At 62.8% G+C, this 14307-nt stretch carries 13 protein-coding genes; 9 read left to right on the top strand and 4 right to left on the bottom strand.

Features of this window, described 5'->3' with window-relative positions; all coding sequences use genetic code 11:
* Nucleotides 1–134: 134 nt before the first annotated feature.
* Nucleotides 135–1793, bottom strand: a complete 1659-nt coding sequence (locus ABVV53_RS14910) for an MFS transporter (protein WP_353985222.1) — start codon at nucleotides 1791–1793, stop codon at nucleotides 135–137.
* Between the two features lie 224 nt (nucleotides 1794–2017).
* Here ABVV53_RS14910 and ABVV53_RS14905 point away from each other — a divergent pair, with 224 nt between their 5' ends.
* Nucleotides 2018–3271 (top strand): acetyl-CoA C-acetyltransferase, encoded by a 1254-nt coding sequence (locus tag ABVV53_RS14905; RefSeq protein ID WP_353985221.1) that lies wholly within the window; start codon nucleotides 2018–2020, stop codon nucleotides 3269–3271.
* 119 nt (nucleotides 3272–3390) lie between these two features.
* Nucleotides 3391–3780: a MarR family winged helix-turn-helix transcriptional regulator gene (locus tag ABVV53_RS14900; RefSeq protein WP_353985220.1), complete on the top strand. Its 390-nt coding sequence runs from the start codon at nucleotides 3391–3393 to the stop codon at nucleotides 3778–3780.
* Nucleotides 3781–3888: 108 nt separating this feature from the next.
* Here ABVV53_RS14900 and ABVV53_RS14895 read toward each other — a convergent pair whose 3' ends face one another.
* Complete coding sequence (locus tag ABVV53_RS14895; protein ID WP_353985219.1) at nucleotides 3889–4197, bottom strand: hypothetical protein; 309 nt, start codon at nucleotides 4195–4197, stop codon at nucleotides 3889–3891.
* A 330-nt stretch (nucleotides 4198–4527) separates the two neighbouring features.
* Between ABVV53_RS14895 and ABVV53_RS14890 the strand changes: the two genes are divergently transcribed.
* From ABVV53_RS14890 to ABVV53_RS14865, 6 genes are read left to right on the top strand one after another with little or no spacing between them, the layout of a single operon-like run.
* Nucleotides 4528–5757 (top strand): CaiB/BaiF CoA transferase family protein, encoded by a 1230-nt coding sequence (locus ABVV53_RS14890; protein ID WP_353985218.1) that lies wholly within the window; start codon nucleotides 4528–4530, stop codon nucleotides 5755–5757.
* 28 nt (nucleotides 5758–5785) lie between these two features.
* Entirely contained in the window at nucleotides 5786–7012 is a 1227-nt protein-coding gene (locus ABVV53_RS14885; protein ID WP_353985217.1) for a CaiB/BaiF CoA transferase family protein, read from the top strand.
* A gap of 27 nt (nucleotides 7013–7039) precedes the next feature.
* Nucleotides 7040–7330, top strand: a complete 291-nt coding sequence (locus ABVV53_RS14880; protein ID WP_353985216.1) for a hypothetical protein — start codon at nucleotides 7040–7042, stop codon at nucleotides 7328–7330.
* A gap of 52 nt (nucleotides 7331–7382) precedes the next feature.
* Entirely contained in the window at nucleotides 7383–8882 is a 1500-nt protein-coding gene (locus tag ABVV53_RS14875) for a class I adenylate-forming enzyme family protein (RefSeq protein WP_353985215.1), read from the top strand.
* Nucleotides 8872–10068 (top strand): CoA transferase, encoded by a 1197-nt coding sequence (locus tag ABVV53_RS14870; RefSeq protein ID WP_353985214.1) that lies wholly within the window; start codon nucleotides 8872–8874, stop codon nucleotides 10066–10068. Before ABVV53_RS14875 ends, ABVV53_RS14870 begins: the two co-directional genes overlap by 11 nt.
* The gene (locus ABVV53_RS14865) at nucleotides 10062–11489 is read left to right on the top strand and encodes an amidohydrolase family protein (RefSeq protein ID WP_353985213.1); all 1428 of its coding nucleotides are present in this window, start codon (nucleotides 10062–10064) and stop codon (nucleotides 11487–11489) included. The genes ABVV53_RS14870 and ABVV53_RS14865 overlap by 7 nt, the downstream gene beginning before the upstream one ends.
* On the opposite strand, the gene ABVV53_RS14860 is transcribed toward ABVV53_RS14865, so the two are convergent.
* Entirely contained in the window at nucleotides 11388–12362 is a 975-nt protein-coding gene (locus ABVV53_RS14860) for an enoyl-CoA hydratase/isomerase family protein (protein WP_353985212.1), read from the bottom strand. The genes ABVV53_RS14865 and ABVV53_RS14860 overlap by 102 nt on opposite strands.
* A gap of 253 nt (nucleotides 12363–12615) precedes the next feature.
* Here ABVV53_RS14860 and ABVV53_RS14855 point away from each other — a divergent pair, with 253 nt between their 5' ends.
* Complete coding sequence (locus tag ABVV53_RS14855; RefSeq protein WP_353985211.1) at nucleotides 12616–13425, top strand: helix-turn-helix domain-containing protein; 810 nt, start codon at nucleotides 12616–12618, stop codon at nucleotides 13423–13425.
* A 51-nt stretch (nucleotides 13426–13476) separates the two neighbouring features.
* On the opposite strand, the gene ABVV53_RS14850 is transcribed toward ABVV53_RS14855, so the two are convergent.
* Nucleotides 13477–14301, bottom strand: coding sequence for an enoyl-CoA hydratase/isomerase family protein (locus tag ABVV53_RS14850; protein ID WP_353985210.1), 825 nt, complete (start codon nucleotides 14299–14301; stop codon nucleotides 13477–13479).
* Nucleotides 14302–14307: the final 6 nt, after the last annotated feature.

Here is a 14307-nt window from a genome sequence, read left to right as displayed (position 1 = left end):
GTCCTCCCCTGCTCACTGTTTTTTTATTGCCTCTGAAGGCTATATTCAGCAGTTTTCTGTACAGCTGTCAAATCCGTCTGCAATGTGTGCAGTCTAGCCACGCACTCCCCGATCCGCCGGTATGCCGAAGGACCCTATGGCCCCAGATAACCGATGGTCTCTTGCCGCGGATCGTAAGACTCGGCTTTCCAGCGTACAGAGCCGAATGGCCGCTCCAGCCGGCGAGTCACGCGGCGCCCGCTACTCCTGCGGTTGAAACTGTCCGCCTCAGCCTGGATCTGGAAGTCGGCCTGGCTGTACCGATCCCGCATACGCAGGTAATCGCCCCAGGTGGGGCAGTAGTAGCGCTCCGTCCAAAGCGCGGGATTCTCAACATCTCGGGCGATCGTCCAGTCGAAGCCGCCAATGCGTTTGCGCACGCGCTGCAGCTTCATCATCGTCGCATAGAATTCGCGAGCACGATCCGGATCCACGTCATACTCGACTTCGATGACGATGGGGCCGGAGCGCAGCGTCAGCCCTAGTGCAGCTTCGGGCTCATAACCGATCTCGACAATCGAGGTGTCTCCATCGTCGCTGATGAGCGGCAGGAGAAAGCCGACCAGGGCGGTGGCAGCCGTTGCGATCCCTGAGGCGACGAACGCCGTTGACACGTCGAAAGCACCGGCGAACTCACCCCAAGCCCAGGCTCCGACACCAATGCCCATGGTGATCGCCGACGAGTACAATGAAAGCGCCCGAGCGGCGACCCAGCGTGGGGCCGACAACTGCACACTCACGTTCAGGATCGCCACCGTGAGAATGTTGCAGGCGCCGATCACGAAGAAGGCCGCGCAAGTGAGAAAGAGGTTGTGGCTCAATCCGATCATGACGAGCGCAGCACCGCTGCCCACGGCGAAAATCCGGACCGCCCCTTCGGTCGAGATGCGCCGCTTGATGTCCGAGACAAACAATGCGCCCAATACTGCGCCAACGCCCTGTGAGCCTAGCAGAATGCCGAAAATGGCGGCATCGCCTTGCAGCATGTTTTTTGCAACAAGCGGCGCCAGCGCAACCGCCGTGGCTGTGGTCAGCCCGAAGATGAGAATTCGGGTCAACGCTGTGCGGATGCCGGGCGAATGCAAGGCGTAACGCGCCCCGCCGATCATCGCCCGATCGATCCGCTCGGGAGGGAGCCGAGACGGCGTGTGACGCCTTCTCCACAAGAAGAACGCGAACAACAGCGGCAAATAGAGCAGCGAGGTGAGACCGAAGACTGCCTTTGCACCCGCTGCGAGTACGATTACGCCACCAAGCGCGGGTCCGAAGCTGCGAGCAACGTTGTAGCTGATGGTTCCCAGCGCCACCGCCGCTGGAAGGTTCTCACGCGAGACCTGCTCGGGAATGGAAGCTTGCCACGACGGCGAATACAGAGCGACGCCTGCTCCGATCAGCGAGCAGAACACAAGCAGTACCCACGGGGTAGTAAGGCCGAGGAAGGAAACGGCCGTCAGCACAGCCGCTGCAACCGAGGAGAAGCCCAGACCGGACATGGCGATCTTGCGGCGATCGAACATGTCGGCGATCGCGCCTGCGGGAAGCGTCACGAACATGAGCGGGATCATCAGCGCCGTCTGCACCAGCGCCACCATCGTGGGCGAGTCGCTCAGCCGGGTCATCTCCCAAGCCGCGCCGACCCCCAGGAACAATTGCCCGAAGTTCGAGAGCAGGCTGGCGATCCAGATTTGCCGGAATACCCGTTCACGCAGAGGGGCGAATGCGCCGCCGGATGCCACTTGCTCTCCCGCTGCCATGCCTGCAAACCCTCCTCGGTGGAATGATTTTCCGTCTTCACGGGATAGGTGCCCCCGTCAAGCTCGGGCCTAGGCGCCCGCCTAGAAAAAGCTGGCCGACGCCAAGGCGTTGCCATAGATACTAACCCTTGAAAGCAATCGCGACAGCGATGCCCTGTCGGATTGCATTTTCACTGCCCGGCCCGCATGGCCGTGTTCAAACAGATCATCGCAGGAGATCCGCCGTGGCTGATGCCTATATCATCGATGCCGTCCGCACGCCCCGAGGTATTGGCAAGATGGGCAAGGGTGCGCTCTCGCAAATGCACCCTGAACACCTCGCGGCAACCGTGCTGGTCGCGCTCAAAGATCGGAACAATCTGAACACGGCGGAAGTGGACGATGTCATATGGGGCACGTCCGGCACCATAGGCCTGCAAGGCGGCGATATCGGTCGCATGGCAGCGCTCGACGCTGGCTATGACGTCCGCGCAAGTGGCGTGAGCTTGAACCGCTTCTGCGGCTCGGGTCTGACCGCGACCAATCTGGCGGCTGCCCAGATCATGTCCGGCATGGAGGACCTGGTTGTTGCCGGAGGCTCGGAACAGCTCTCCTACGTCAATCACTTCGGCATGAAGCTGCGCGAGGCCGGGCTGAGCTCGGGTGGCATGGGGGTCGGCAATCCACGGCTTCAGGCCAAGCATCCGCAGACTAACCAAGGCGTTGCAGCCGATGCAATCGCTGCCTTGGAGGGAATCACGCGCGAGGACCTGGAAGAGCTTGGGGCGGAGAGCCAACGCCGGGCTGCGGTCGCACTCCAGGAGGGACGCTTCGCGAAATCCACGATTGCAGTGAAAGACGACGATGGTACCGTCCTCCTTGACCGCGAGGAGTACCCGCGGCCCGAGACCACCAAGGAAAGCCTCGCGCAGCTCAAGCCGGCTTTCGAGATGTTTTACAACATGCCAAGCGAGAAGGACGGCCCGACCTACGCCGAACTCGTCAAGAAGAAGTACCCTGACCTGGATTTCAAGCCCATCCATCACGCAGGGATTTCGTCGGGGGTGGTCGATGGGGCCGCAGCCATTCTGCTGGCATCGAAGGATTACGCCGAAAAGCACGGCCTTAAGCCCAGGGCGCGCATCGTCGCCACCGCCAACGTCGGCGATGACCCGACCCTGATGCTGAATGCCCCGGTTCCGGCCGCGCGGAAGGTGCTTGAAAAAGCAGGGCTGAGCAAAGACGACATTGATGTCTTCGAAATCAACGAGGCTTTCGCCGTCGTCGTCGAGAAGTTCATTCGCGACCTTGATCTTGACCGCGCGAAAGTAAACCCGAACGGCGGCGCGATCGCGCTCGGCCACCCCATCGGCGCCACGGGCGCAATCCTCATTGGGACCGCTCTCGACGAGTTGGAACGGACCGGCGGACGCTACGCCCTGATCACAATGTGCGCCGCAGGCGGCATGGCGCCCGCGGTCATCATCGAGCGAGTATGATGTTGACGGAGGAACGAACGCAGACAGACGTGGGTACGGCGGAAGAGCAGGCTTTAGCCCCGTCGTCCTGCACGGTACCGCCGTCGGAAACGCGCCGACACATAGGATTGCGTTTTACGGTGCTGGCGAGACTGCTGCGGAACAACTTCGATCGCGAAGTGGTCAGCCTGAACGTCACCCGCTCGCAGTGGGCGATGATCGCGGTCGTGTCTCGCGCACCAGGCGCGACTCAACGCACGATCGCAGAAGCGCTCGAAATGTCGGAAGCCAGCGCTGGTCGCTTGATCGACCGACTATGCGCCGAAGGACTGCTTGAGCGCCGTGATCGGGCGGACGACCGCCGGGCACGAGCCGTTTATCTTACGCCTGCGGCCGAACCGTTGCTGGAGAAGCTGGCGTCGATTGCTCGTGCAAGCGAGCAGCGCATGTTCAAGGGATTCTCGGACGAGGATCTCGCTGCGCTAGGCAACTACCTCGACCGCATCTACGATAACGTCAGTCGAGGCTGACCGACCACGCGGCCTCTACGAATCTGGGAGCGCTCCACATCGCGCGAAGCAAAAGAAAGGGCGGCACTTGCGTGCCGCCCTTCGTTCTTTTCAGGACCGTTCGCCCAATTACTTGGCCAAAGCGATTTCCTTCTTGGTGAGCGACGTGGTGACCTTGCCACCCATTTCGCTGATGGTCGAAGCAGGTACAGTTACCAGACGACCATTGAGGATGACCTGCGGGTTGCCTTCGGCGCTGATACGGTAGATCGGCGCGACGCGGTAGCCAGCGCTGCTGTAGAGCATCATGCCGGCGTTAAGGTGAACCGAAGCTTCCTCGGTCACTTCGCGAACGGACTGCGAGGTCTCAGCGAAAGCGGCGGGAACAGAGACAGTCGCAACGGTGGCGACAGCGGCGAGAGCGAAGAACTTGTTCATGGTGTTTACTCCGGCGTAGCGACCGGGGCGATGCCCCGAACTAGGGTGGTTTGTTTTCCTTGCTAACCTAGGTTAGGGATGCAAGCCGCGCAAGTCAATTGCAAATGCTGCAAGTGCGAGATAGGTTTCCTCAACCGCTTGAGAACGCGGCGGTCCTTGGCGCGGCTCCCTTCGCGACCGCACACCAGCCTTTTGCCCGCTACCCCCACAAAGCAGATCATCGTCGACACGATGGGCTGTGCGGTTGATCCGCTCACGGAATGCGAGCAAACCGGCTCGAACGGCCTGCAGCGCTAGCTCGGCCAAGAATCAGTAGGGATGAGCAGGACTATGGCGACTAAGGTGATGCAGGGCGTGCGGGTGCTGGAAGTTGCCCAATTCACGTTCACTCCCGCAGCCGGAGCAGTCCTCGCCGACTGGGGCGCGGACGTCATCAAGATCGAGCATCCGGTGCGCGGCGATACGCAGCGCGGCTTCCTCAACATGGGTGGAGTCAAGCTCGACCCGCTCCGGCACACGCTCATGGAGCATCCCAACCGCGGCAAACGCAGCGTCGGTATCGACCTAGGCACGGCCGAGGGGCAGGAGTTGCTGTATGAGCTTGCCAAGCAGTGCGACGTGTTCCTGACGAACTTTCTCCCGCAGGTGCGCCAGAAAAACAAGTTTGATGTCGAGCACATCCGCGCCGTCAACCCGAACATCATCTACGCCCGCGGCTCGGCTATGGGCAACAAGGGCCCCGAGCGCGAAGTTGGCGGGTTCGACGGCACCGTATTTTGGGCGCGCAGCGGTATTGCCAAAGCGATGACTCCCGATGAGCTTGAAGGCCCACTTTCCCAAGGCATTCCTGCCTTCGGTGATTCCATCGGCGGCATGTTTATCGCAGGGGGCATCTCTGCTGCCCTGTTCCACCGCGAGAAAACCGGTGAGGCCCTTGAAATCGACGTATCGCTGATGAGCACCGCATGGTGGGCTTCGGGCGCGCTGATCTCGCAAGTGATGGAGACCGGAGCTCTCACGGGTAATTCGATGCCGAAGTCGGGCGGTTCGCCGGTGAATCCCTTCATGGGCAACTACCGCTGCTCCGACGGGGGCACGATCAATCTGTGCACGATCAGCCCGACCGGTCATATCCGCAGCCTCTTCGAGCACCTCGGCATCCCGGAAGCGGCGGAAGACCCTCGCTTTTCCGAACCACGCGCCTTGTTTGACAACGCCGAGGCGGCGAGCGCTCTTATGGTCGAAGCGTTCGCCAAGCAGCCCTTCGAATACTGGCGCAAGCACCTGAAGAGCTACAGCGGACAGTGGGCGCCGGTGCAGACATTCCGCGACCTGCTGACAGACGAGCAGGCCATCACCAATGACATGATCATTGAAGTCGAAGGTGCCGACGGCGGCGAACCGCTCAAGCTCGTCCGCGGACCTGTTCAGTTCAATGGCGAGAAGCTTGAAACCACTCGCGCGCCTCAAGCCTCTGAGCACACGGAGATCGTGCTCATGGAAATGGGCGTCGATTGGGACCGCATCGAAGAGCTGAAAGCCAAGGGCGCCATCGCCTGACGACGCGAGGCGCGGGGGTTCCTTTTGCATGAAGCAGGTGATGAAAGGCGTCAGGGTCCTGGAAGTGGCCCAATTCGTCTTCGTCCCTGCTGCGGGCGGCGTGCTGGCGGAGTGGGGTGCAGACGTCATCAAGGTTGAGCATCCCGTCCGCGGCGATGCGCAACGGGGCATGCTCACGATCGCGGGTGTCCATCTCGATCCTGTAGCCAACCCGATGATCGAGCATCCGAACCGCGGCAAACGCTCGATCGGTATCGACATCGCCACGCCGGAAGGCCGCGATCTCGTCTATGAGCTAGCAAAGACCGCCGACGTCTTCATCACCAATTACTTGCCCTCAGTGCGCCAGAAGTTGCAGATCGATGTCGAGCATATCCGTGCTGTTAACGTCGACATTGTCTATGCACGCGGTTCCGGCTTTGGAGACAAAGGGCCGGATCGCGATCGCGGCGGCTTCGACGCGACCGCCTTCTGGATACACTCCGGCGTTGCGCACGCACTCACTCCGCAGGAGTTCGAAGTGCCGCTGACGATGGGCATCGGCGGCATGGGCGATTCGCAAAGCGCCATGCACTTGGCGGGTGGCATCGCCGCAGCGCTGCTGCACCGGGAACGCACCGGCGAAACGAGCGAAGTGGATGTCTCACTGCTCAACAGCGCAATGTGGATGGCCGGGCTGGTGATCCCGCCCTATCTCCACACCGGCAAGATGGCCCGCGTCAGCACCCCCTCGCCCGGCGGCGCAATGGTGAACCCGTTCCTGGGGCACTTCCGGACCGCGGACCAGCGCGTCATCAGCCTCTTCATCATGGTGCCCGGTCCGTACATCCGCGACACCTTCACCCACCTGGGCGTGCCGGAAGCCGCCGACGATCCGCGCTTCAGCGATGCGCGTGCACTGATGGAAAACAGCGTTGCTGCAAGCGAGATCATTGCCGCCGCCTTCGCCACACGGCCGTTTGGCTACTGGCGCGAGCACCTCAAGACGATGAAGGGGCAGTGGGCCGCCGTGCAGAGCCTGCTTGATCTCGGCGACGACCCGCAGGCGAATGCCAACGACGCCTTCATCGAGGTCGCGCCGATCGACGGCTCTGCGCCCATGCGGATCGTCCGCAGCCCCGTTCAGTTCGACCATCAGCCTTTCACCACGCCTCGCGCGCCGCAACCCTCCGAGCATACCGAGATGATCCTGCTGGAACTCGGCCTTGAATGGGATGACATCGAGCGCCTAAAGGCGAACAAAGCCATTGCCTGATCAGGCCAGTATCACGAGGAAAACATCATGAAGCCCGGAACCCGACTGAAGAGTGCCACCTGCGATACTGAAGTGATGGTGATCCGCACCGCCGGCGGCACGATCGAGTGCGGCGGCGCGCCGATGGCCGAAGCCAAGCCGGCCGAAGCTCAGCCACTTGCTGCCGACTTTTCGGCCGGCACGCTGATGGGCAAGCGCTACGTCGATGCAGACAGCAAGTACGAGCTGCTCTGCGTCAAGCCGGGCAAGGGCTCGCTGTCCGTCGACGGCGTCGCCCTTGTCGTGAAGGATGCCAAGCCCCTGCCCGCGTCCGACTGATCCAGCGCTACTTCGCCCACCGGTCCAGCACTTCAAGGCCCACGAACCCACGATGAACATTGCTCTCTTTCTTGAAATGGCCGCTGAGGCTGCGCCCGATCGTGTCGGTCTCGTCTGCGACGGGAAGCGCTGGACTTATGGCGAATTGCTGTCCGCCGCCCGAGGCGCTTTCGAGCTGATCGTCGAGAGCGATGCGCAGTATGTCGCGCTTCTCGACGAGAGCAGCGAAGCAGCGCTGATCGCGGTGTTTGGCGCGGCTCTGGCCGGTGTGCCCTACTGTCCCCTGAACTACCGCTTGCCCGACGCCGATCTTGCCGCGCTGCTCGGCCGCATCGCGCCGGCTCTGGTGATCGGCGACGAAGAGCGCGTGATCCGCATCGCAGGCGATCAGGGGCACACGATCATGCCTCGCGAGGAATTCAGGCTGAAGGTGCAGGAGGTCGTGCCTGCTCAGGAAACGCGCGAGTACGACCCGGGCGAGGGCATCGCCATTCAGCTGTTCACCAGCGGTACGACGGCGGCGCCGAAGGCTGCCATCCTGCGCCACTCCAACTTGCTCGGCTACATCCTCGGCACTGTCGAATTCGCGTCGGCAGACGAAGATGACGCGGCGCTGGTCGTCGTCCCGCCTTACCACATCGCCGGCATCTCCGCCCTGCTCTCCTCGATCTACGCGCAACGCAAAATCGTGATGCTGCCCAACTTCACACCGGAGAACTGGCTCAAGCTGGTGTCGGAAGAACGCATCTCGAATGCCTTCGTCGTGCCCACCATGCTCGCGCGGATCGTCGATGCGATGGAAAAGGGTGCTTCAGCCGAGGTCTCCAGCCTGCGCGCCGTGGCCTATGGTGGCGGCAAGATGCCGATCGAGGTGATCCACAAGGCGCTTCAGCTGTTCCCGACAAGCGGCTTCACCAACGCTTATGGGCTCACCGAAACCAGCTCGACCATTGCCCTGCTCGGACCGGATGAGCATCGCGCCGCCCTCGCGTCCGAAGACGCTAAGGTGCGCGCGCGGCTGACCTCGGTCGGCAAGCCGATCCCCACGGTGGAGATCGAAATCCGCGGGGAGGACGGCAGCGTATTGCCGGTCGGCCAAGCCGGAGAGATCTATGTACGCGGCGAGCAGGTGTCGGGTGAGTACAAGGAGAAGAGTGCGCTCGACGCCGAGGGTTGGTTCCCCACGCGCGACGCGGGCTACATGGACGAGGAAGGCTACCTCTTCCTGTCCGGGCGAGCAGATGACGTGATCGTACGCGGCGGCGAGAACATGTCGCCCGGCGAGATCGAGGACGTGCTGCTCACTCACCCTGCCGTCGCAGACGCCTGCGCCTGCGCCGTACCGTCGATCGAGTGGGGCGAGGCCGTGGGTATCGCAGTCGTCACCCGCGAGGGTCACGGCGAACCGACCGAGGATGAGCTGAAGGAGTTGGTGCGCGGACGGCTCCGATCCAGCCGCGTACCCGAGAAGGTCGCGTTCGTGACCGAACTACCGTACAACGAGATGGGCAAGCTGCTCCGCCGCAAGGTCAAGGAACTCCTTGCCGACTGACGGCACCATCGACGGCCCAGCGATCCCCCTGGCGCGCTGGGCCGACAGACGCCTGAAAGCCCTCGCCTCATTGAGCGGTAGCGACCGCATCGCCGCGCTTGACGGAGCGACACTTGTCGGTGAGCGCGGCTCGAACGGCGACTACCGCATAAACGGGCGAATTTCAGCTGGCGTTGGCGGCAGCCGCCTGATGCCCACACGCGATGGCGGCTGGTTTGCGCTGACTTTGATCCGTGCCGAGGACCGGGAACTGCTGCCTGCGCTCTTCGGTGATGCCGGACTTGATATCGCTGACAACAACGCAATTGCACATGCTGTGGGGCTCCACGAATGTGCCGATCTGGTGGCACGAGGGCGCGACCTCGGACTACCCGTCGCCTCTGCAGACGAAACGCCGGTCTCCCCGCCAGTGGAAGTGCTCGCGCACGGACCGGTGCGAACCCGCGCGCCAGGTCATCGCCTTCTGGTGGTTGACCTTTCCGCTATCTGGGCTGGTCCGCTTGCCGGCCATCTGTTCTGGCTTGCCGGAGCGGAAGTTGTGAAGGTCGAGAGCTTTGCGCGGCCGGATCTCATCCGGCGCGACGACCACGCGACCTTTGATCTCATCAACCAGGGCAAGGCCAGCGTGGTCATAGACTTTGCAAGCAGCGCCCAGAAGGATGCTCTCGTCGCGTTGATCCGTCAGGCCGACGTGGTGATCGAATCCTCCCGACCGCGCGCGCTCAAGCATCTGGGCATTGACGCCAAATCGCTCGTTGGCGAAGTGCCTGGGCTCGTCTGGCTATCCGTCACCGGGCATGGTGCGAGCGGAGAAGCCGCGAACTGGACGGGCATCGGCAATGACTGTGCTGTTGCCGGCGGGCTCAGCCGCGCGCTTGCCGATGTCACGGGCGAGATAGCCTATGTCGGAGATGCGATCGCCGATCCTCTGACGGGAATCACGGGCGCGCTCGAGGGCTGGCGCGCCCTCGTCTCGGGCCGGGCGCAACGGATCGGCCTTGCGATGAGCGCGATTGTTGCCAGTGCTATCGACGAGGAGCGAGCTTACGACGAGGACGCCTTCCTGCAGGAACTGCGCGCCTGGGGCGCCGCCCAAGGGCAGCAATTCCCTAAAGTTCGCAGACGCCCCTTGCTCGCCCGGGTGCGCGATATCGGTGCCGATAACGAGCGTTATCTTTCATGCTGATCTGCGACGCTGACGTACTCGGCCACGGTCGTTGTGACCTGCGCATCCAAGATGGCGTCGTGGCTGCGCTTGGCCGTTTCGCACCGTTTCCGGAGGAGCCGGTGATCGCGGCGTCCGGCGGCGCGCTCCTGCCCGGCCTTCATGACCATCACATCCACCTCGCTGCACTCGCGGCAAGGGCTGCCTCGGTTGCCTGCGGCCCCCCGGATGTTCTTGACGGAGAAGCTCTGCATGAAGCGCTTTTTATGGCGCCGGGCGACGGCTGGATCCGAGGTGTTGGCTACCACGAGAGTGTTCTGGATGCCCTTCCCGACGCAGCGACTCTCGACCGCATGGTTCCGGACCGCCCCGTACGCATCCAGCACCGCTCAGGTCGCATGTGGCTTCTGAACAGCCGCGCCCTCGATCAATTGCTCGCCGCCGGAACGCCGCCGCCGGGGCTTGAGCGCAACGCAGGGCGCTTCACCGGCCGCCTTTTTGAAGAGGACGCATGGTTACAGCGCTCGCTCGGAAGCACACCTCCAGATCTCGGCACAACGAGCGCAGCTCTGGCCCGCTACGGCGTAACTGGCGTGACCGACATGTCACCGCGCAACGATCCCGCGATCGCCAAACACTTCGCCGAGCAGCGGAGCACGGCAGCCTTGCTCCAGCGGTGCGTCCTTGCAGGGAACCTGAGCCTTGCGAATACTTCGGGAGAGGCTTGGCGCCTGGGCCCCGCCAAGCTGCACTTGCATGAGGCGGCATTCCCCGCCTTTGGGGAAGCCGTGGCCTTCATAAAGGCCGCACATCAACAGGACCGGGCAGTGGCAGTTCACTGCGTGAGTGAGGTCGAACTGGTGTTCGCCTTGGCAGCGATCGAAGAGGCCGGGGCAATGCCGGGCGATCGGATAGAACACGTGTCGGTCGCTTCCCCTCAGCTCCTGGAGCAGATGGCGCGGCTCAACCTCCACGCGTGCGTCCAGCCCCGGTTCGTTGCCGAGCGCGGCGATCGCTACCTCCTGGATGTGGAACCGCGGCATCACCCGGACCTGTATCGCCTCGGCTCACTCGCGGCGCGGGGGATACCTCTGGCCGGCGGCAGCGACGCGCCTTACGGCAGCGATGATCCTTGGCTGGCGATGGCCGCAGCGGTGTCACGGCGCACGGCAGCAGGCGCCATCATTGGCCCTGAGGAAGCGCTCGATCCCGAGCAAGCGCTGGCTCTCTATCTCGCAGACCCGCTCGACTTCACGCGCGAGCGCACGATCAAGATCGGTGCCACCGCGGACCTTTGCCTACTCGATCGCCCGTGGGCAGAGGCCCGCCTCCGCCTCACCTCAGATGACGTTGCAGCCACGTTCGTGGCTGGCGAAATCATCCACCAGCGCGTCAACGAGCCCCCAATCCAGAGCAAGCCTGGCGCTGAGCCGACGGCCTGACAGGAACATCAGCGTCGTGCGCTGCCGTCCGATCCGACGCGGCAGGGAAACGCAGCCTCCCGCGCCCGGGATGATCCCCATGGCGAGCTCTGGCAACTGAAACCACGACCGCTGCGTGGCGTAGATACGGTGGGCAAATGCCGCCAGTTCGATCCCAGCACCCACGCAGGCTCCGTCCACGTGCACTTCAAGGCGCTCCGCACATTCCGCGGCAGCATAAGCCGGGAGTGTCAGGGAGCGAATCGCGTGCGCTGTCGCCGGGTCTGCCGTCGTGCCGAACTCGTCGAGATCCGCGCCAAGGCTGAATGCCTTACCCGCACCCTTCAGGCAGATCTGGTGCAAGCTGGCGTCCAGGCTTGCCAGTCCCAGCACAGCCGACAGATCGTCGCGCATCTGCCGGTCGATGGCATTTCCAGAAGCCGCGCGGTCGAGAACGATCTCAAGCAGGTTGTCCCGCCGCTCTGCACGGACGCGACCGGGTGTCGCCGAGATCGACCTTCGAGCTGATTTCCAAGCGGCGTGCTCAGCACTGCCTTGCAGCATCGCATAAGCCATCGATTCGATTGGAAGCGCACAAGCAGGCTCCAGCCCCGCAGTTGACCGCAGCAGTTGCACGAAGGCCCCTGCCGCACGGGGATTCGCAGCGACATTCCGGATGAGCGTGGCGACTTCGAAGGGTGGCTCCATCACCACATCGACTTTCGAGGCGAGCGGATGCGCGCGATTCCCCAAGCCGATCACGGGACATGGAGGCAGCCGCAAGTCGAGGTCCGCCTGCGCAGACTCCAGATCGATCACCGCGAGCGGCCCACCCCAAGAGTCCTCCATTCGTGAAAGGCGGCTCGCGGGAACTGTGAAAGAGGCAAGGTCCATCTTGCTCTCCTCCCTCCGCAGGCAAGCGGTGTCACGCGCTTTTGCTGAACGTGCTTCCAGGGCCGGACTATCGTGGGTGGGCGGCGCTTCAACCCGCGCCCTCACGCGCCCTCTTGAGCTTCCTGTGAGTCGAAGCTAAGCAAGCTAAGGAAAAAACGAATAAGCCTCATTTTCTGTTGACGCTGCCGTCTGCCGGACCGATGCTGCCGGTGTCCGCTGCAAGAACAGAAGAGGCGGAACGGAGGAGATGTTTATGCCGGCTGCGTCGTCAGGCTCGAACAAGGCAAAGATCGCTCGTCGCGTGATCGAAGTGCTCGAATACTTCGATGATGCTCATCGCGAGGCGACAGTTATGGACATCGTGAGGCGGTATAATCGCCCGCAGTCCAGCACATCGGAACTTCTCTCAAGTCTCGTCGAGCTAGGTCTTCTTCACAAGGACCCGTACACGCGCTCCTATCGCCTCACGCCGCGTGCCGCGCTGCTGGGGAGTTGGGGCCAGCCCGAGATGATCCGTGACGGCCGTCTGGTGCGGCTGATGGACCGTCTCGCCGCTCAGACGGGCCTTTCGGTTTCGCTCACCGGAATGGTCGGGCTCGACGCGCAAGTCATCGCCTGGCGTCACGGTTCAAAGGCACCGACGTGTACGCAGGATTTGTTCGGCGGGTGCAAGGAACCGCTGGCCCGCAATACCGCCGGCGTGCTGATGCTTTCGACTGTCGCGGCAGATCGCTGCGAAGGCATGGTCCGCCGGCTCAATGCGGAAGCCGACGCGGCGCACAAGTTCTCGGCCGTGGAGATGATGACCCGGATTGAGAGCTGCCGCGCGCGTTCGTACACGTTCGGGCAGGTTGGCTTTGGCTCGAAAGCGGATTCCCTTTGCGTACTGGTGCCGGACCAGCCGGAAGACCATCCGCTGGTAATCTCACTGGTCTACGGGCGCGATGACAAAGTGAACGCCGAAGGCCTCGTACAAAGCGTAAGCGAAGCCATGCGCGCCTGTTTACCCGATCCGAACAATTCGAACGTCGAACAGTTGCTGAAGCAGAAGACGGCCGCCTGAGGACGACCACTTATACGCCCGAGCCTGCGGCTCGGGCGAACCCGAACCCGCTCAGCTTTTTGCCTTGCCGCCAACGCCCTTCAGGTACCGTTCCATGCCCTTGATGTAATCAGGGTTTAGCATCAGTGCAGAGTTGGCCATTCGCTCCACGTGGCGGCCCATTTCGCGGCCGACTTCGGAGCACATTTCGATCGCGATCTTTGCCGCGCCCATCTGCTCGCCGTTCTGCTTGGCAAGGTGGCGGACGAAGTCCATCACCTCTTCGTCGAATGTCTCGTCCGCATAGACCTGGTGAACGAGGCCCATGGTAAAGGCCATGTCGGCGTCCGCCTTCTTGTTGGCCATGATAAGCCAACGTGCCCAATGTGGGCCGCACAGCCGGGTGAGGCGGGAAACCCCGCTGGATGCCGGGAGAACGCCGAACAGGCCTTCTGGAAAGGCATAACCAGCGCTCTTGGCGGCGAGGCGGAAGTCGCAAGAGAGCGAAAGCTCAAGTCCTCCGCCCACGCACATGGCTTGGTGCGCGACAACGATGGGCTTCTCGATGTGCTCCATCTCGTCCCACAACTGCTGCATGTTGTTCAAGTTGAGGCGGTGGTTCTCGCGGATACCGCGGGCGCTTTTCGAGTTGCCCATGGGCGATACGATCTTCTGATTGCCGGCCTTGAGGTCCGCCCCGGCACTGAAGTACCGGCCAGTCGCCCGGATCAGCATGACCTTCAAGTCCTCGCTATCCCGGAACGTCAGGACAGCGTCCGTCAGCAGATCCATCATCTCGCGTGAGATGGCGTTCAGCTTGTCGGGCCGGTTCAGTGTGCAGACGATGATCGAACCATCGACGATCTCGGTCAGCAGGTGAGGTGCATCTTCGCTCATGTCGGT

Source organism: Novosphingobium kalidii, from assembly GCF_040534015.1.
GTDB classification, from domain to species: Bacteria; Pseudomonadota; Alphaproteobacteria; order Sphingomonadales; family Sphingomonadaceae; genus Novosphingobium; species Novosphingobium kalidii.
Note: the sequence above shows the minus strand (reverse complement) of the source record. Positions and strands in the feature narration are given on the sequence as shown.